Annotated in this window: 15 protein-coding genes; 11 read left to right on the top strand and 4 right to left on the bottom strand. The window is 64.6% G+C overall.

Annotation, left to right across the window (positions count from 1 at the left end; translation table 11 throughout):
- The first annotated feature begins 14 nt into the window (after window positions 1-14).
- The 5 genes from AC5RT4_RS10745 (at window position 15) to AC5RT4_RS10765 (ending at window position 8,441) form a co-directional block, all read left to right on the top strand.
- A complete protein-coding gene (locus tag AC5RT4_RS10745) occupies window positions 15-1,319 on the top strand; it encodes an aromatic ring-hydroxylating oxygenase subunit alpha (protein WP_494040350.1) in 1,305 nt (434 codons plus the stop codon).
- Complete coding sequence (locus AC5RT4_RS10750) at window positions 1,316-2,731, top strand: ferredoxin reductase (RefSeq protein ID WP_494105691.1); 1,416 nt, start codon at window positions 1,316-1,318, stop codon at window positions 2,729-2,731. The genes AC5RT4_RS10745 and AC5RT4_RS10750 overlap by 4 nt, the downstream gene beginning before the upstream one ends.
- Before the next feature lie 259 nt (window positions 2,732-2,990).
- Complete coding sequence (locus AC5RT4_RS10755) at window positions 2,991-4,931, top strand: BCCT family transporter (protein WP_494040352.1); 1,941 nt, start codon at window positions 2,991-2,993, stop codon at window positions 4,929-4,931.
- 9 nt (window positions 4,932-4,940) lie between these two features.
- Window positions 4,941-5,894 carry a formyltetrahydrofolate deformylase gene (purU, locus tag AC5RT4_RS10760; protein WP_494105692.1) on the top strand — a complete coding sequence of 318 codons (954 nt, stop codon included), beginning with the start codon at window positions 4,941-4,943 and terminating at the stop codon, window positions 5,892-5,894.
- 39 nt (window positions 5,895-5,933) lie between these two features.
- Window positions 5,934-8,441, top strand: coding sequence for a GcvT family protein (locus tag AC5RT4_RS10765; RefSeq protein WP_494040354.1), 2,508 nt, complete (start codon window positions 5,934-5,936; stop codon window positions 8,439-8,441).
- 99 nt (window positions 8,442-8,540) lie between these two features.
- Here AC5RT4_RS10765 and AC5RT4_RS10770 read toward each other — a convergent pair whose 3' ends face one another.
- Window positions 8,541-9,392, bottom strand: a complete 852-nt coding sequence (locus tag AC5RT4_RS10770) for a class I SAM-dependent methyltransferase (protein ID WP_494105693.1) — start codon at window positions 9,390-9,392, stop codon at window positions 8,541-8,543.
- A 50-nt stretch (window positions 9,393-9,442) separates the two neighbouring features.
- On the opposite strand from AC5RT4_RS10770, the gene AC5RT4_RS10775 reads away from it, so the two are divergent.
- Window positions 9,443-9,817 carry a GNAT family N-acetyltransferase gene (locus tag AC5RT4_RS10775; RefSeq protein WP_494105694.1) on the top strand — a complete coding sequence of 125 codons (375 nt, stop codon included), beginning with the start codon at window positions 9,443-9,445 and terminating at the stop codon, window positions 9,815-9,817.
- 194 nt (window positions 9,818-10,011) lie between these two features.
- Window positions 10,012-10,230, top strand: a complete 219-nt coding sequence (locus AC5RT4_RS10780; protein ID WP_494105695.1) for a hypothetical protein — start codon at window positions 10,012-10,014, stop codon at window positions 10,228-10,230.
- An 83-nt stretch (window positions 10,231-10,313) separates the two neighbouring features.
- On the opposite strand, the gene AC5RT4_RS10785 is transcribed toward AC5RT4_RS10780, so the two are convergent.
- Genes AC5RT4_RS10785 through AC5RT4_RS10795 form a run of 3 tightly spaced genes read right to left on the bottom strand, consistent with a single transcriptional unit; the run spans window position 10,314 to window position 14,411 of the window.
- Complete coding sequence (locus tag AC5RT4_RS10785) at window positions 10,314-12,665, bottom strand: FdhF/YdeP family oxidoreductase (RefSeq protein ID WP_494105696.1); 2,352 nt, start codon at window positions 12,663-12,665, stop codon at window positions 10,314-10,316.
- A 25-nt stretch (window positions 12,666-12,690) separates the two neighbouring features.
- A complete protein-coding gene (locus AC5RT4_RS10790; protein ID WP_494040359.1) occupies window positions 12,691-13,311 on the bottom strand; it encodes an MBL fold metallo-hydrolase in 621 nt (206 codons plus the stop codon).
- Entirely contained in the window at window positions 13,311-14,411 is a 1,101-nt protein-coding gene (locus AC5RT4_RS10795) for an S-(hydroxymethyl)mycothiol dehydrogenase (RefSeq protein ID WP_494105697.1), read from the bottom strand. Before AC5RT4_RS10795 ends, AC5RT4_RS10790 begins: the two co-directional genes overlap by 1 nt.
- Window positions 14,412-14,895: 484 nt before the next feature.
- On the opposite strand from AC5RT4_RS10795, the gene AC5RT4_RS10800 reads away from it, so the two are divergent.
- From AC5RT4_RS10800 to AC5RT4_RS10815, 4 genes are all read left to right on the top strand, one after another.
- A complete protein-coding gene (locus AC5RT4_RS10800) occupies window positions 14,896-16,149 on the top strand; it encodes an aminopeptidase P family protein (protein WP_494105698.1) in 1,254 nt (417 codons plus the stop codon).
- 74 nt (window positions 16,150-16,223) lie between these two features.
- Window positions 16,224-17,033: an IclR family transcriptional regulator gene (locus AC5RT4_RS10805; RefSeq protein ID WP_494105699.1), complete on the top strand. Its 810-nt coding sequence runs from the start codon at window positions 16,224-16,226 to the stop codon at window positions 17,031-17,033.
- 9 nt (window positions 17,034-17,042) lie between these two features.
- Window positions 17,043-17,861: an HAD family hydrolase gene (locus AC5RT4_RS10810; RefSeq protein ID WP_494040363.1), complete on the top strand. Its 819-nt coding sequence runs from the start codon at window positions 17,043-17,045 to the stop codon at window positions 17,859-17,861.
- A gap of 94 nt (window positions 17,862-17,955) precedes the next feature.
- Window positions 17,956-18,204 (top strand): hypothetical protein, encoded by a 249-nt coding sequence (locus tag AC5RT4_RS10815; protein WP_494105700.1) that lies wholly within the window; start codon window positions 17,956-17,958, stop codon window positions 18,202-18,204.
- Window positions 18,205-18,310 lie beyond the last annotated feature (106 nt).

Raw genomic sequence — 18,310 nt, forward strand, 5'->3', positions numbered from 1 at the left:
CCGGGAGGAAACCCATGACTGTTTCAGTGAACGTGCCCCTCAATTCACGCGGCAAACTCGCTGCATCTTTGCCTGCCGAGCAGCTGGCTGAAATCACCGAGTTGTTTGAGTTCCGGCGCACCGGCTACTCCCTCGACGCACCCTTCTACACCGATCCCTCGATCTTTAACATCGACATGAAGGCCATTTTCGGCCAGCACTGGATCTTTGCGGCCAGCACGGCCGAACTGCCCGAGCCCGGCGACTACGTGACGGTCGACTACGGACCCTACTCCCTGATTGTGCTGCGTAACGACGACGGCGACGTGAACGTCCTGCACAACGTATGCCGCCACCGCGGCGCCCGCGTTCTGACCGAAGCTGCCGGTTCCACCGGAAACCTGGTCTGCGGCTACCACTCCTGGACCTACTCCCCGGAGGGCAACCTGATCCATGCCTCCGCTCCGGGGGAAACCAAGTTCGACAAGAGCTGCTTCGGCCTCAAGCGCGCCCACGGCCGCGAGGTCGCCGGCCTCATCTTCGTCTGCATCGCGGATGAACCGCCGACAGACTTCGACGAAACCGCGAAGATCTTCGAGCCCTACCTCGCGCCCCACGATCTCTCCAAGACGAAAATTGCCTACCAGCAAAACATCATCGAAGAGGGCAACTGGAAGCTCGTCATGGAGAACAACCGCGAGTGTTACCACTGCGACGGCCACCCTGAGCTCGCCTGCTCCCTCTTCCCCACCTGGGGCCTGACGGAGGGCCTGGTCCCGCCCCACCTTGAAGAAGTGTGGGACCGTAACAAAGAGGCACAGTCCTCGCTCGAAGAGCGTTGCCGCCGCTATGGCCTCCCCTACGAGGTGGTCGAGCAGCTCGACACCCGCATCGCGGGAATCCGCATCTCACGGGAATCACTCGATGGAGAGGGCGAATCGTTCTCCGCCGACGGGCGCAGGCTTTCCAAGAAGCTGCTCGGTGACTTGCCCGACTTCCGCCTTGGCCGCTGCTCCATGCACCTGCAGCCCAACAGCTGGTTCCATTTCCTCGGCGACCACGTCATCACGTTCGGTGTTTTCCCCATCAACGAACACCAGAGCCTCGTACGCACCACCTGGCTGGTGGCGGACGACGCCGTGGAAGGCGTCGACTACGACCTGGAGAAGCTCACCTACACCTGGAAGCAGACGAACCTGCAGGACAAGGCGTTCGTGGAACTCTGCCAGCAGGGTGCCGCCAGCCCCGCCTACGAGCCCGGCCCCTACATGAAGAGCGAATACCAGGTTGAGGCATTCATCAACTGGTACGTGCAGCGCGTGCAGGAGCACCTGGCATGATTGAACTCCTCACTGAAACGGCCATCCAGGAACCACAGCGAATTCGCGGTCTTGAGATGCCGTGGAACAGAGTGATGGGAAGCACTGAAACACCTGCCCGGGCAGCCCGGGCATTGAACCCGTGGCATCCGCAGGAATTCATGGCCGAATGCGTCGAGACCATTCCCGAGGCCGGCGCCATGATGACCTTCGTGTTCCGCCGCTGCGATGGTGCGCCCCTGGCGTTCCGCGCGGGCCAGTACGTGAACATCGCATTCCCCTTGAACGGCGAGGACCAGGACCCGGTGGACCGCAGCTACTCGCTGTCCAGCTCGCCCACCCAGCCGTGGACCTTCAACATCACCGTCAAATGCGACTCCACCGGCCTGGTCTCGCCATGGGTGCACGAGAACGTTAAACCCGGCACCGTTCTTGAAATGCTGGGACCCGTGGGAGCATTCCACCTGCCCGACGCCGACCGGCGGGCACGGTATCTCTTGCTTGCCGCCGGCGCCGGCATCACTCCCATCATGTCCATGGTGCGGACCATCCACTCCCTGCCCGGCCACGCCGACGTTGTGGTGCTCTACCACGGCTCGGATGCCGGAGGCTTTGCCTTCCACCGGGAGTTGGCCTATATCGCGTCCGTGGACTCGCGCGTCAAGGTCCACTACTCCCTGGGCAGCCGAAGCGAACCGGAGGGCTGGGAAGGGCTCCGTGGAAGGCTGACGGCGGCCATGCTCGAGGAGGTGGCCCCCGACGCCAACGGCCGGCAGGTATACGCATGTGGCCCCGAGGGTTACCTGAACACCGCCACCGAACTCCTTCAAAGGGTTGGTGTCGACGACACGTCCATTTACATGGAGTTCTTCTCGGGAGACCGCCAGACGCTCCTTGAATACCAGGCGGAGGTGGCTCTCGCAGCCGACGTCGCGGAGGAAATCGCCGAGGAGATCGCCGAATCCGCCGAGGACTACTACGAAAGCCAGCCCGCCGCGTTCGGGCTCTACGAGCCTGGCTACGACGCCGACGGAACACTGGAGGCCTCGGGGCTGCCTCTGGAAATCAGCGAACCGGACAAGCCCGGCTCCGACCCCTCTGCCGACAGCCCTGGCGTGGAGCCGGAAGCCGCTTCCCCTGATGCCTCCAGCTTCGACACGGTGGGAACAGGCAGTCTCACCATGTCCTTCATGCGCACCGGTATCAATGTGCGGATCGACCCCACCGAGCGAATCCTCGAGGTTGCCCAGCGCGCCGGCGTCAGGATTGGGGCGAACTGCAAGGAAGGCATGTGCGGCTCCTGCAAAGTCGTCAAGATTTCCGGCGAGGTCGAGATGAACCACCAGGGCGGGATCAGGGCGCGGGAAATCTCTGCAGGCAAGTTCCTGCCGTGCTGCTCTGTTGCCCAGTCCGACCTGGTGATCGATGCCTGACCCCTGTTCCGGCCGTTGTCAAGCCGTAGCCGAAACCCCTGAAATAGGGCTTAAGACTTCGGAAACTTCTTGACATCGGGTTGTGATTCGGGCCACTCTGTTGCTTATTACGAGACGCGTTGATCTTTGCGGAACAACCGCCGGGTTAGGGCAAAGCTGACATCGATAGCCGAACGCCAGCAAAGCCCCAACCTTTCCCCCCGGCCTGTGGGCGCCGGAGCACAACGCCAGCCCATGAATTCAAATCAAAGGACTTGACATGGCTTTGAACAGCGATATCCGCCCGGACAAAGAGGTCCGGGCCGAACCAGATCTCCAGCCCGCTAACAACAGCGCGGAGGCCGAGGTGGAGAACACCGAGCAGATCATGCAGGAGCTTCGCCAGAGCCGCTCTGAGCAGGCGGTGGCGGAACGCCGGAACCGAAAGCTCACCCTGGACAAAGTCACCTTCGGCATCACGGGCCTCCTCGCCCTGGCCTTTGTTGCCTGGGGCTTCCTGGGCCGGGACAGCCTGTCCTCCACCTCCACCCTCGCCCTCGACTGGGTCATGGAGTACACCGGCTGGCTCTTCATGGTCCTGGCCTCATTGTTCGTCGTTTTTGTCCTGTGGCTGGCCCTGGGCAAGTGGGGCAACATCCCGCTGGGTAAAGATGGCGAAAAGCCCGAGTTCCGGACGGTCTCATGGGTTGCCATGATGTTCGCGGCCGGCATGGGCATCGGCCTGATGTTCTACGGCGTGGCCGAGCCGCTCTACCACTTCGTCTCCCCGCCGCCGGGAACCGTGGATGGACGGACGCCCGCGGCCGTCCAGACGGCCATGGCCACTTCCATCTTCCACTGGACCCTTCACCCCTGGGCCATGTACGCCGTCGTCGGAATTGCCATGGCCTACGGCACCTACCGCCTCGGCCGCCGGCAGCTCATCTCCGCAGCATTCACGTCCCTGTTCGGGATCAGGACAGTGGAAGGGCCGGTGGGCAGGTTCATCAACATCCTGGCGATCTTTGCCACGCTCTTCGGCACGGCCGCGTCCCTCGGCCTCGGCGCACTCCAGATCGGCAGCGGACTGACATCCAACGGGTGGATCAGCGAAACCGGCACCCCTGTCCTGGTGGCCATCGTTGCCATCCTGACCGCCTGTTTCGTCGCCTCGGCCATTTCCGGGATCAGCCGTGGCATCCAATGGCTGTCCAACATCAACATGGTCCTGGCCGTGATCCTGGCGCTCATCGTTTTCGTCGCCGGGCCCACCCTGTTCATCCTCAACCTCATCCCTGCCGCGGTAGGAGACTACGCCAGGGACCTCGCCGAAATGTCCTCGCGGACCGAGGCCGTAGGTGACGAAGCGCTGCGGACCTGGTTGTCCGGCTGGACCATTTTCTACTGGGCCTGGTGGGTATCGTGGACGCCGTTCGTGGGCATGTTCATTGCCCGCATCAGCCGCGGCCGCACCATCCGCCAGTTCGTCACCGGCGTCCTGCTCGTCCCCAGCGTGGTCAGCGTCATCTGGTTCGGCATCTTTGGCGGCACGGCCTTCCACGTCCAGCAGGAGGCGGACAAGGCCGGCACCCCCGGCCTGGTGTCCATGGCAAGCGGATCACCTTCGATCAACTTCGACGGAGCACTGTTCGACCTCGTGAAGAACATGTCCATGCCTGCCTGGCTGACCGCATCGGTCATCGTCCTGGCCATGGTCCTGGTGGCCATCTTCTTCATCACCGGAGCGGATTCGGCGTCAATCATCATGGCGTCCCTGAGCTCCAACGGATCCTCTGACCCGAAGCGCGGCCTGATCATCTTCTGGGGCCTGCTGACAGGTGCAGTAGCTGCCGTGATGATGCTGGCCGGCGGCGACAAGCCGTCGGAGGCGCTCTCCGGCCTGCAGCGCATCACCATTGTGGCGGCCCTGCCGTTCGTGCTGGTCATGCTGCTGCTGTGCTTCGCCCTGGTCAAGGACCTGCGCCGGGATCCGCTGTCCCTGCGACGGCGGCTGGCTGACTCGGTGGTGGAGCGCGCCATCCGCACGGGCGTGGACCAGCACGGCGGCGCCCAGTTTGACCTCGTGACAAAGCATGAATGCGGTGAACGCTGTTCAGAGGACGCGCCGTGCCACGGCAGTTCCAGTACGGCCGGCTCCACCGCAGTCGATCCCATTCCGGCGGATTCCGCCGTCGCCCCCAAGCACACGCAAGCACCCTAGGAGCACACCATGACTATCCTTCTTGAAAGCCGCCCGCCAGGCAGCGCCACCGCCGCAGCTGGTGCAGCCACGACGGCCCCCGCTACGCGTCCCGCGCAGTTCGTCCTTACCCTCTCCTGCCCCGAGAAGCCCGGCATTGTGCGGGCAGTGACGGGATTCCTGGCGGACCGCGGCTTCGACATCGTAGAGCACCAGCAGTTCGACGACCACGTCAGCGGGAAACTCTACCTGCGGACCGCCTTCACCCTTGGTTCCGACCTCCACCAGGACAACGGGCTCAACCACCAGGACGTCGATGTCCTGACGGAAGCCTTCGGTCCCATCGCAGCCGAATTCGGCATGAGCTTCACCTTCAATGACGGCAGGCCGCAGCGGCTGCTGGTGATGGTCTCGAAGTTCGGGCACTGCCTCAACGACCTCATTTTCCGCTGGCAGGCCGGAAGCCTTGGTGCGGAGATCGCCGTCGTGGTGTCCAACCATGAGGACCTGCGCCCCATGGCAGAGGCCGCCGGGCTGCCCTTCATCCACGTTCCGGTGACGGCCGCCACCAAGCCCGAGGCGGAAGCCCGGCTGCTGGAACTGGTGGAGGAGTACAACGCCGACCTGGTGGTCCTGGCCCGTTACATGCAGGTGCTGTCCAACGAACTGTGCACTAACCTCCGCGGACGGGCCATCAACATCCACCACTCGTTCCTGCCGGGATTCAAGGGCGCCAAGCCGTACCACCAGGCCTACGACCGCGGCGTCAAGCTCGTTGGGGCCACCGCCCACTACGTCACGGCGGACCTTGACGAGGGACCCATCATCGAGCAGGAGGTGTTCCGGGTGGACCACAGCCTGGACGCGGATGCCCTGGTGACCGTGGGCCGGGACGCCGAAACACAGGCGCTTGCCCGGGCCGTGAAATGGCACTGCCAGCACCGGGTCCTGCTCAACAACACCCGCACCGTCGTCTTCCGCTAACGCCAACGCCTCTTACGCAAAAACAGGAGAAACACACCCATGAGCGCATCACCACGCGTTGTCATTATCGGAGCCGGCATTGTCGGAACCAACCTTGCCGACGAACTCTCCACCCGCGGCTGGACCAACATCACGGTGGTGGAACAGGGCCCGCTGGAACTTGCCGGCGGCTCCACGTCGCATGCCCCGGGCCTGGTGTTCCAGAACAACCAGTCGCGCACCATGACCGAATTCGCCACCTACACGGTGAACAAGCTGCTGGCCCTGAGCAAGGACGGCGAGTCCTGCTTCAACCAGGTGGGCGGCCTGGAGCTGGCAACCACCCCCGAGCGCCTGGCCGACCTCAAGCGCAAGATGGGCGTGATGACCTCCTGGGGCGTCGAAAGCCGGATCGTCGACGCCGACGAATGCGAAAAGATCTACCCCCTCCTGAACACCGGCAAGCTCACCGGCGGCCGCGAAGTCCTGGGCGGCCTGCTCATCCCCACCGACGGCCTGGCCCTGGCAGCCCGTGCGGTGCAACTGCTGATCGAGCGCTCCGGCGAGCGTGGCGTGACCTTCCTCGGCTCCACTACGGTGACCGGCATCGCCCAGGAGGGCGGCAAGGTGACCGGCGTCGAAACCGACAACGGGCTGATTCCGGCTGACATCGTGGTGTCTTGTGCTGGTTTCTGGGGCCGGGAACTCGGCAAGATGGTGGGCCTCGAAGTCCCGCTGCTGCCGCTTGGCCACCAGTACGCCGTCACCACCCCGCTGCCCGAACTTGAGGGCGTCAACGAGCTTCCCAAGGGTGCCAGCAAGCCCATCCTGCGCTACCAGGACAAGGACCTGTACTACCGCGAATGGGGCAACCGCATCGGCATCGGCAGCTACGCCCACCGCCCCATGCCAGTGGACATGTCCGCCCTGCCGAAGGTCTCCGCGGAGGAAATGTCGGACCACCGCATGCCATCCCGCCTGGACTTCACCCTGGACGACTTCCTGCCCGCCTGGGAGGACAGCCGGGACCTGCTGCCTGCGCTGCGCAACGCCGAGATCGAGGATGGCTTCAACGGCATCTTCTCCTTCACCCCCGACGGCGGCCCGCTCATGGGCGAGGCGCCCGACCTCGAAGGCCTGTTCGTGGCCGAAGCCGTCTGGGTAACGCACTCGGCCGGCGTGGCCAAGGCCATGGCGGAGCTGCTGGTGGAAGGCCGGTCCCGCACGGACCTGCACGGCTGCGAGCTCACCCGCTTCGAAAAGGTCCAGACCTCCGACGCGTACGTCAGCGAGACGTCGCAGCAGAACTTCGTGGAGATCTACGACGTGATGCACCCGCTGCAGCCCAGGGAATTCCCGCGGGACCTGCGCGTTAGCCCGTTCAACGTCCGGCAGAAGGAACTTGGAGCGTTCTTCCTGGAGTCCGCCGGCTGGGAGCGGCCCCACTGGTTCGAGGCCAACCGCGGCCTGCTGGAGGAGCTCCCTGCCGAATGGCAGACGCCGGAGCGGGACCCCTGGTCTGCCTTGTTCTCTTCCCCCATCTCCGCAGCCGAGGCATGGAAGACGCGTACCGCCGTCGGACTTTTCGACATGACGCCGCTGAAGCGGCTGTCCGTTGTTGGCCCGGGCGCCCAGGCGTTGCTGCACCGGCTCAGCACGGGCAACATCGCCAAGAAGCCGGGTGCCGTGACGTACTGCCTGCTGCTGGAGCACGACGGCGGCATCCGCAGCGACGTGACCATCGCACGGCTGGCGGAGGAAGAATTCCAGCTGGGCGTGAACAGCAATGTGGACTTCGACTACCTCCGGGTGGAGGCCCGCAAGCAGTCTGCTGCCGATCCTGCCCAGTGGGCGCACGTCACGGACATCACCGGCAGCACCTGCTGCATCGGCCTGTGGGGCCCGCTGGCACGCGAAGTCATCGGCAAGGTCAGCGCTGATGACCTCACCAACGAGGGCCTGAAGTACTTCCGGACCAAGGAAATCTCCGTTGGCGGCATCCCGGTCACCGCCATGAGGCTTTCCTACGTGGGTGAACTCGGCTGGGAGCTGTACACCACCGCCGAGTACGGGTTGAAGCTTTGGGACCTGCTGTTCGAGGCGGGCCAGGAGCACGGCATCATTGCCGCCGGCCGTGGCGCTTTCAACAGCATGCGCCTCGAAAAGGGCTACCGGCTGTGGGGCACGGACATGACGTCCGAGCACCACCCGTACGAGTCCGGCCTGGGCTTCTCCGTGGCCAAGGACAAGACGGGCTTCGTGGGCGCAGAAGCCCTTGCAGAACGCAAGGAGCAGCCGGCCACGCGTGCGCTGCGGTGCCTGACGATCGACGACGGCACGTCCCTGGTGCTGGGCAAGGAACCTGTGTACGTGAACGGCGCGGCTGCCGGGTACGTTACGAGCGCCGCTTACGGCTACTCGGTCCGGAAGCCGATTGCCTACGCCTGGCTGCCGGCTTCGGTTTCCGAGGGCGACGCCGTGGAGGTCGAATACTTCGGCAAGCGCATCGCGGCGACCGTCTCGCCCGAACCGCTCTTCGACCCCGGTATGGAGCGGCTCCGCGGCTAAGCAGGTGGTCCGCTGAGCCAGCGGGCACCCAACCACACGAAGGCTCGCCGGTCCTGGGAAGTCCCAGGACCGGCGGGCCTTTCGCGTGCCTCTGAGCGGCTAGCGGTACGGCTCAGCCCTCGGCTTCGACAGCGTGAATATCCCATAACGCATCGCACCGGTCCGGTAGGCCAGCATCAGCCGGGGGATGCTAAAAACGAAGACGCGGTTGCGTGCGCCAAGGGCGAGGCGGCGGGTCTCGCGATCTACGAGCAAGGCCTCCACCAGCCGCCGGGCGCAGATCCGCCATGTGCGTGCCACGCGGGCGCTGACGTCCTCATAGCCATCGACCGTGAACCCCGCCGCCCTGGCCATCGCCTCATACTCCTCGCGCGTGCCCATCGAGGGCAGGCGCCCTTCGCGGCAAATCGGCTCCAGCAGGTGGCGAACCTTCCACCTGCTGACGTCAGTTTCGGCGAGCCACGCGCAGACGACGAAGACGCCGCCGGGGGCCAGCACGCGGTGCGCCTCGGCGAAGAACATGGGCTTATCGACCATGTGCTCGCTTGATTCAATGGCCCATGCGGCGTTTGCCGAGTCATCGGCCAGCCCGTTGTGGAGCCAGTCGCGGAGTTGGACGTCAACGTCCGGTACCGCATGCGCGGCGGCGTACCGGGCCTGCTCGGCGGAAAGCGTGAAGCCCGTAACCCGCACCCCGCGAGTCACCGCGAGCTGCCTTGCGGTTGAGCCATAGCCGCAGCCGATGTCGACGCACGCCTCGCCGGGAGTAAGCCGCAGCCGGTCGCCGACCGTGTCGACTAGCGCCCCGACGGCCTCGGCCGGCGTCTCGCGGCCGGTTGTCCACAGCCCGTGATGCACATGCTCACCCCACACCCGACGATAAATGGGATCGAGCTCGTCGTAGTGATCCGCGACTGCCACGGCGTTCTGGGAGATGTCGGGGACGATCACGCCATCACACTACAAGGCGGATCCCGCCGCCGGAAGGCCTGGCTGAGGCAATGCCGTGGGTCGTCCTGGATGACGACTGCACGGTCGCCGGGCGGTTGACGCTCAATGGCATCACCCGCGGCGCTTTCCAATCGTGCAGCACGGGGTACTGGCTGTCTGAGGACCAGACCGGCAAGGGCCTGGCGACGGAGGCCGTCCGGGCAGCAGTCGCCTTCGCCTCTTCGGAGCTGAAACTTCACCGAGTGCAGGCCGAAACGTTGGTTGCCAATGTCGCCTCCCAGGCCGTCCTCACCAGGACAGGTTTCCAGCAATACGGACTTGCCCCGAAGTACTTGAAAATCGCCGGCAGATGGCAGGACCACCTTATGTTCCAGCACTTGGACGACAGCTGGAATGGAGCAAAAACGGCCTATGAAGGCCCCTGATGATGTCGGGATCAGCTGCGTCGTCAATCAGGGGCGGGCAACTATGTCCCGCGCTTTAGACCTACCCGGAGGGTCGCACGATGCACATCTCGACGCCGTCAACGAATGGATAGAAGTGCTGACCGGGTTCCTGGTAGGCCGTTAAATCATCCGGGTCCCTTGCCCGCACCTGGCACTGGTGCTTGGCTGGTGGGATGGCTGATGAAGAAGTTCCGAAGAACATTCCCGACGACGAGCACCTGAGGCCGGATGTCGCGCCAGACTCCGGCGGAGCAGCCCAGGACGCTCCCGACAGCGGTTCTATGCCGGGGCAAACAAACGCCGGACAACAGGTGGGAGGGCTTGGTTTGGCAGCCGGCTACGGCAAGGACCTTGATCCGGAAGCCCAGCCCGACGGAAACAACCCGTTGTAGGCGGAAACCCAACACTTAAGCAACGACGGCGACACCCCGGCACATGCCGGTATGTCGCCGTCGCTGTTCGCGTACGCCAGGAACTAGACCGCCGCCGGCTCGAGCTCCCCTGCAGCTTCTACGTCGCTGCTCACCGCGGGGTGTGGGACGAAGCGGACGAACATGGCTTTGAAGCCGGGGGTGTTGGATTCGCGTGCGACGTTTTCCTTGTGAACCAGGGCGTTGGCTTCGGGGAAGTAGGCCGCGGCGCAGCCTTTGGCGGTGGGGTAGGCCACGAGCCGGAATTTTTCGGCGTGGCGGTCGACACCGCGGAAGGTGCTGATGACGTCCACGAGGTCGCGGTCCTGGTACCCGAGTTCGGCGAGGTCTTCGGGGTGGATCAGGATCACGCGGCGGCCGCCGGAGATGCCGCGATAGCGATCGTCCAGGCCGTAGTAGGTGGTGTTGTACTGGTCGTGGCTGCGGATGGTCTGCAGGACCAGGTGCCCCTTGGGCGGGGTGAGGTATTCGAGCGGGCTGACGGTGAACCGGCCGCGGCCGATGTCGGTGGCGAAGGAGCGGGTGTCCCGGGGCGGGTTGGGCAGCACAAACCCGTTTTTGGTCCGGACCCGGGTGTTGAAGTCCTCGAAGCCGGGCAGGACCCGTTCAATGTGGTCACGGATCACGTCGTAGTCCTCGGCCATGGCCTTCCAGTCCACCGGGTGGTCCGGGCCGAAGGTCGCCTCGGCCATCCTGGCCACAATCACCGGTTCGGCGAGGAGGTGCTCGGAGACCGGGGTCAGCCTGCCCTGGGTGGAGTGGACCACGGACATGGAGTCCTCCACGGAGAGGAACTGGGCGCCCTTGGGGTGTTTGTCGTCCTTGTCCGTGCGGCCGAGCGTCGGCAGGATCAGCGAGGTGCGCCCGTGCACGATGTGGGAGCGGTTGGGTTTGGTGGAGATGTGCACGGTCAGGCCAATCCGCTGCATCCCGGCTTCGAGGGTTTCGGTGTCTGAGCAGGCCAGGGAGAAGTTGCCGCCCATGGACACAAAGACGTCCACCTCGTCGCGTTCGAAGGCCTCCATGGCTTCGACGGCGTCATGGCCGTGGTGCCGCGGGGAAGTGATTCCAAACTCGCCATCCAGTGCTTCGAGGAGCCATTCCTTTGGTTTTTCCCAGATGCCCATGGTCCGGTCACCCTGGACGTTGGAGTGGCCTCGGACCGGGCAGGCTCCGGCGCCTGGCTTGCCGAAGTTGCCCTGCAGCAGCAGGACGTTCACCATTTCCTTAATGGTGTCCACCGAGTGCGGCTGCTGAGTGACGCCCAGGGCCCAGCAGAAGATGGTGGCCTTGGACCGGATCAGCATCCCGGCCACGGTCTCGATCTGTTCGCGGGACAGGCCGGTCGCCTTCTCGGTTTCCGCCCAGTCAAGCTCACCGCGGGCCTCGCGGTAGGTCTCGAACCCGTCCGTCTGCGCGGCAATGAAGGAATGGTCGACGACAGAACCCGGGTTACGCTCCTCCTCGGCCAGGAGCAGGTGGCCGAGGGCCTGGAACAGGGCCAGGTCCCCGCCGACCTTGATCTGCAGGTATTCATCGGCCAGCGGCGTGCCGCCGCCGATGACGCCGGAAACGGTCTGGGGGTCCTTGAAGTTGAACAGCCCGGCCTCGGGCAGCGGGTTCACTGCCACGACCTTGCCGCCCTTGTCCTTGCATTCCTTCAGCGCCGAGAGCATGCGGGGGTGGTTGGTGCCGGGGTTCTGGCCGACGACGAAGATTAGTTCGGAATCGTGGATGTCATCCAGGGACACGGTGCCCTTGCCGATCCCGATGGTCGGGTTCAGTGCCGAGCCCGAGGACTCGTGGCACATGTTTGAACAGTCCGGCAGGTTGTTCGTGCCCAGGGCCCGCGCGTACAGCTGGTACATGAACGCGGTCTCGTTCGCGGTGCGGCCGGAGGTGTAGAAAACGCACCGGTCAGCGGTGGTGGCCCGGATGTGCTCGCCGATCAGCTCGAACGCATCAGCCCAGGAAATGGGCGAGTAGTGGGTGTCGCCGGGCCGGATCACCACCGGCTCGCTCAGGCGGCCCTGATTGCCCAGCCAATACTCCGTCTTGGTGGAAAGTTCGGCGATGGAGTGCTTGGCCCAGAACTCCGCCCCGACCGTGCGCAGGGTGTTCTCTTCGGCCACGGCCTTGGCGCCGTTCTCGCAGAACTCCGCCGCTTTACGCTTCTTGTCCGACTCCGGCCAAGCGCAGCCCGGGCAATCGAACCCGCCCCGCTGGTTCAACCGCAGCAGCGACTGGGTCGTCCGCGTCACCCCGGCCTGCGCCACGGCACGCTCCAGCGCCACCATCACGGCCTTAACCCCGGCCGCTTCTGTTTTGGGCTTGTGGACTTCGAGGTTGTCCTCATCGATGTCCGCCACGGGGGCGGGCTGCTTGCCGAACTTCATCGTTCCAACTTCCTTAGTTCACTGCCTACTGCGAAACCTTGGCCAGCGTTTCCCGCTCGGCCTCGATTGTTGTGTCATCTCCGTGCCCGGTGCGGACCGCGGTTCCGGGCGGCAGCGTCAGCAGCCGTTCGCGGATGGAGGTGAGGATGGTGGGGTAGTCGCTGTAGGAGCGCCCGGTGGCTCCCGGCCCGCCGTTGAAAAGGGTGTCCCCGGTGAACACCGTGCCTGCGCTTTCAAGGTAAAAGCAGGTGGAGCCGGGGGAGTGGCCGGGAGTGTGGATCGCCTGAAGCGTCGCGCCACCCACCTTGAACACGTCACCGTCCGCCAGGGAATGGTCCGGCTTTGAGTCAGGGTAGACCTGCTCCCAGAGGACGTGGTCCTCCGGGTTAAGGTAGATCGGCGCTCCTACGGCGTCGGCCACCTCGCGTGCCGCGCCGATGTGGTCGTTGTGGGCATGCGTGAGCAGGATGGCCAGCACTTTCCGGCCCCGCACCTGGCTGATGATCGCGGCGGCATCGTGCGGCGAGTCGATGATCACGCATTCCTCATCGTTGCCCACGATCCAGACGTTGTTGTCAACGTCCCAGGTGCCGCCGTCGAGCGAAAACGTGCCCGAGGTGACCAGGTTTTCGATCCGGACGCCCATCAGGAAGCCGCCTGCTCGATTTCAACAACCGACCGCAGCACTTTTCCTTCGTGCATCCTGGCGAAGGCTTCCTCCACCTGGTCAATGGTGATCCGCTCGGAGACGAAGGCGTCCAGATCCAGGTTGCCCTGCTTGTAGTGCGCCACGAGCATCGGGAAATCACGGGAGGGCAGGCAGTCGCCGTACCAGGAGGACTTCAGCGACCCGCCCCGGCCAAAGACATCCAGCAGCGGCAGCTCCAGCTTCATCTCCGGCGTCGGGACGCCCACGAGCACCACACGTCCGGCGAGGTCGCGGGCGTAGAACGCCTGCCTGTACGTTTCAGGGCGGCCGACGGCGTCAATCACCACATCGGCGCCGTTGCCTCCGGTGAGGGCGCGGATGGCCTCGATGGGGTCTTCCTTGCTGGAGTCCACGCCGTGCGTGGCGCCGAGTGACTTGGCCATTTCCACTTTGTTGGCGTCGATGTCCACGGCGATGATCGTGGTGGCGCCGGCCAGTTTGGCCCCGGCGATCGCTGCTATGCCGACGCCGCCGCAACCGATCACGGCCACGGACTCGCCACGCTTGACCTCACCGGTGTTGATGGCGGCACCGATGCCGGCCATCACGCCGCAGCCCAGCAGCCCGACGGCGGCAGCATCCGCCTCGGGGTCGACCTTGGTGCACTGCCCGGCGGCGACGAGGGTCTTCTCGGCGAACGCGCCGATACCCAGCGCCGGGGAGAGCTCGGTGCCGTCCTCGAGGGTCATTTTTTGGGTGGCGTTATGGGTGTTGAAGCAGTACTGGGGCTGGCCCTTGGCGCAAGCCCGGCACTCGCCGCAAACGGCACGCCAGTTCAAGATCACGCGGTCACCAACGGCCACCTCGGTCACGCCCTCGCCCACCGCGGACACTATGCCGGTGGCTTCATGGCCCAACAGGTAGGGGAACTCATCGCCGATGCCGCCCTGCTTGTAGTGCAGGTCGGTGTGGCAGACCCCGCAGGTGAGGATGTCAACCAGCGCCTCACCCGGTCCCGGATCCGGCACCAGGATGGTCTCAAGCGAAACCGGGGCGTTTTTTTCCTTGGCAATGACTGCCTTGACTTTGTGAACCACGAACTGGTGTTCCTCTCCTAAGTCCCGGGACTCCTGGCTGCCGTATCCGCGGGCAGGTCAGCCGGCCGGGCACCAACCATCTCATTGCTGCCGCTTCGAAATCCAAAATGCTGCTCCAGCTATCAAGGATCTCATTGCGTAATGCACAACAAGATGCACATAGCGCGTACACGAAATATGTCAGCCGTCACAGCAGGTGTCAATAGAAGGGCCTAGTACTACGTACGCCCAAGGACATCTTCCCACGTTTCTTGCCCCTTTCTTTGCAACCCCAACTCCTCCTGTGCAACAACAGGGCGCGGGATCGCACTGGCACCGACACGTTCGCTGTCTTGGACCTGCTTGGGCCGATGCCGCAATAAAGGCGCGTGCAGGGCCATTGACTGTGCCGGCTACCGCCTCTAGTCTGGTGCAACAGCGTTGCGTTAGTCGCAACTGCTTCGGCTTTCGCTAAAGACAGCACTGTTAGAAAGGCAACACCACCATGACCATCACCACTGAGAACGCCACCAACGTCGCCGAACTGGAGCGCACGAAGGTCCTCAAGAACGGCGAAAAAGTCAGCCTCACCTTCTCGGACACCGAGTTCGAGCGCAGGCTTGCCGGACTCCGCCGCATCATGTCAGAAAAGGACCTCGACGCCGTCGTCCTCACCAGCTACCACTCCATCAAGTACTACTCCGACTTCCTGTTCACCACTTTCGGCCGGCCCTACGGCATGGTGGTCACCAAGGATGACGCAGTCACTGTCACCGCCAACATCGACGCCGGAATGCCCTGGCGCCGGAGCTACGGCGACAACATCGTCTACACGGACTGGCGCCGCGACAACTACATCTTCGCCATCCAGGAAGTCCTGCGCACCCGCGGCATCAACCCGCGGCGCCTCGGTGTCGAGGATGACTCCCTGCCGCTGGACAACCGCAATAAGATTCAGGCCGCATTCCCGTCCGCAGCCCTGGTGGACGTGGCCCAGGCAGCCATGCGCCAGCGCATGATCAAATCGGCCGAGGAGATTGAGGTCATCAAACACGGGGCACGGATCGGCGACCTCGGCGGCGAGGCCATCCGCAACGCGATCACCGCCGGGATCACAGAGTACGAGGTCGCCCTGATCGGCACCGAGGCGATGGTGCACGAGATTGCCCGGACCTTCCCCAACTCCGAGATCCGCGACACCTGGGTATGGTTCCAGTCCGGCATCAACACCGACGGCGCACACAACTGGGCCACCACCCGCAAGATCCAGGAACACGACATCCTGTCCCTGAACTGCTTTCCCATGACCTCCGGCTACTACACCGCCCTGGAACGGACCCTGTTCTACGGCGAACCGGACGCCCGCTCCCTGGAACTGTGGAACATCAACGTCGAAGTCCACAAGCGCGGGCTCGAACTCATCAAGCCCGGTGCGGTCTGCAAGGACATCGCCGCCGAGCTTAACGAGATCTACGTCGGCTATGGCCTGCTGGCCAACCGCACCTTCGGCTACGGACACTCGTTCGGCGTCCTCAGCCACTACTACGGCAGGGAAGCCGGGCTGGAGCTCCGGGAGGACATCGATACGGTGCTCGAACCGGGCATGGTGGTCTCCATGGAACCGATGATCACGGTCCTGGACGGCCAGCCAGGCGCCGGCGGCTACCGCGAGCACGACATCCTGGTGGTGGGCGAAGACGGAGCGGAGAACATCACCAAGTTCCCGTTCGGGCCCAAGCACAACGTCATCGGCGCTTAATCCTCAGCCACCGGAAGCGGCGCCACCACCATGGCGCCACTTCCGGCCGCCCTTAGGGAATGATGGGTACCACCATGAGCGCAACAGAATCCGAAACCACAGGCAACGGCGACAGCAAAGGCGCCTCCGTCATCGTGAATGCCGTCGCGGTCCTCCGCACCTTCACGGCGGACGAGCCGCTCCTGGGGGTCACCGAGATCGCGAACCGCGTGGGGCTGCACAAAAGCACCGTCTCCAGGATCCTGGCCACCTTTGAGCAGGAACGCCTGGTGGAACGCGACGCCGAGACCCGGCGGTTCCGGCTGGGACTCGGATTGATTGCCGTGGCCGGACCCCTGCTGGCTGAACTGGAAGAGCGCCGCGTCGCCTACCCCGTGCTCCGCGAACTGTCGGAGCAGACCGGCGAAACCAGTGCCCTCATGGTCTGGAGCGGTGGCGAGTCCATCTGCGTGGAGCAGATTGCCAGCCACCACCAAATCAAGCACACCACCCCGCTCGGTGCCCGGTACAAGGACGCCCTCAGCGCCTCCGTGCAGGTGTTCCTCGCCCGGGAATCCGAACCCCGCGTCCGTTCCCTCCTAAACAGCGGCGCCATCACCTACCCCGGACTGGATGAATCCAGCCTGGACGCCTACCTCGTGCGGTTAAAGGATGACCTCCACCGCGGCTGGGCCATCAACTACGGGGAAACGTCCATCGACGAAGTGGGCCTGGCAGCACCCGTTCATGACCACCGCGGCGAGGTAGTGGCAGCCGTCCTGATCCCGGCGCCCCGGTTCCGCGTCTCGCAGGACCGCCTTCAGGCGCTCGGCGAAGCCTGTGCCGCCGCTGCCGGGAAGATAACCGCCCGCCTGGGCGGACGGGTGCACGGGGCCGCCACGTAGACTGGCAGGATGCGGTTGGTAGCAAGTGACATTGACGGAACGATCCTTGGGCACGATGGAAAGATCAGTGACCGTACCGTCCGCGCCTTCCACGCCTGCCGGGATGCCGGCGTTGAACTCGTCTTTGTCACTGGCCGGCCGCCGCGCTGGCTCCACCCCCTGCAGGACCGGCTGGGCCACGCGGGTACTGTCATTTGCTCCAACGGCGCCGTGGTGTGGGACCTCGAAGCCGAACGGCTGGTATCGGCACATACCCTGCCCATCGAGTCCGTGCTGGAGATCCGCCGCATCATCAAGGAGCTCCGGCCAGGCGCCCTGTTCGCCGCGGAAACCCTCACCGGCTTCCACCTTGAGCCAGGCTTCATCGAAAACGGATCCAGCGAGCTGCTTAGTGAGTTCACCCCGGCGCCGCTGGCGGAAACGCTCGCCGCCGATGACGCCGTCGTGAAGTTCCTGGCGATCGTCCGGGAGGGCACTCCGGACGACTTCCTGGCAGAGGTTCGGCCCGCCGTCGAACATCTGGCTGCCACCACGCATTCCTCACCGGGCATGTCCATGCTTGAGTTGTGCCTTCCCGGCGTCAACAAGGCCGTGACGCTCGCCAAATATGCTGCCGCCCTGGGCATCGACGCCGCCGATGTTGTTGCGTTCGGGGATATGCCTAACGACATTGAGATGCTCCGCTGGGCCGGCCACGGCTACGCAATGGCCAGCGGCCATCCGGATGCCATTCTCGCCGCCGGGCAACAGGCGCCCCATTTTGACGACGACGGCGTGGCCCAGGTTCTGGAGGCCCGGTTGGCGTCGCTGGGCGTCAAACTTCCTTAGGCCCAATTTCCAGCTGACGCTCACCTTGCGTTCACCTCTGCTCTATACGGTTGGGCCAGGGAGCCGACCTCCCTTTCCGGCTCAAGGGGTAATGATGGCAAAAAACGTAAGGCACGACGCTGTAGATGTGCCGCTGCGCAGGGCAACTCCCGCGCCGCATTGGAAGCAGCTGCGCCAGGGCCACCGCGTCCGCGTGGTTTTCTCGCCCGGTTTCGAGGCCGGCGGCCTGGTGGACACCATCACCGCGGACCACACAGCTGTCTGGATTAACCTCGACGGCGGCCGCGGCCGCACCATGCTGCATTGCAGTGACGGCGTGGAGATACTTTCCGAAGAGGACTGAGGCCCTGCAGCCTCCGGCCCGGCAAGGCCGGGCACTCCGGTACGCTCGCAGGGTGACTTTGCCGTTCTTTAGCCGCCCTGGCTCTGCTGGTCCGCAGCCGCCCGTC

It is taken from the genome of Arthrobacter sp. sptzw42, from assembly GCF_059089685.1.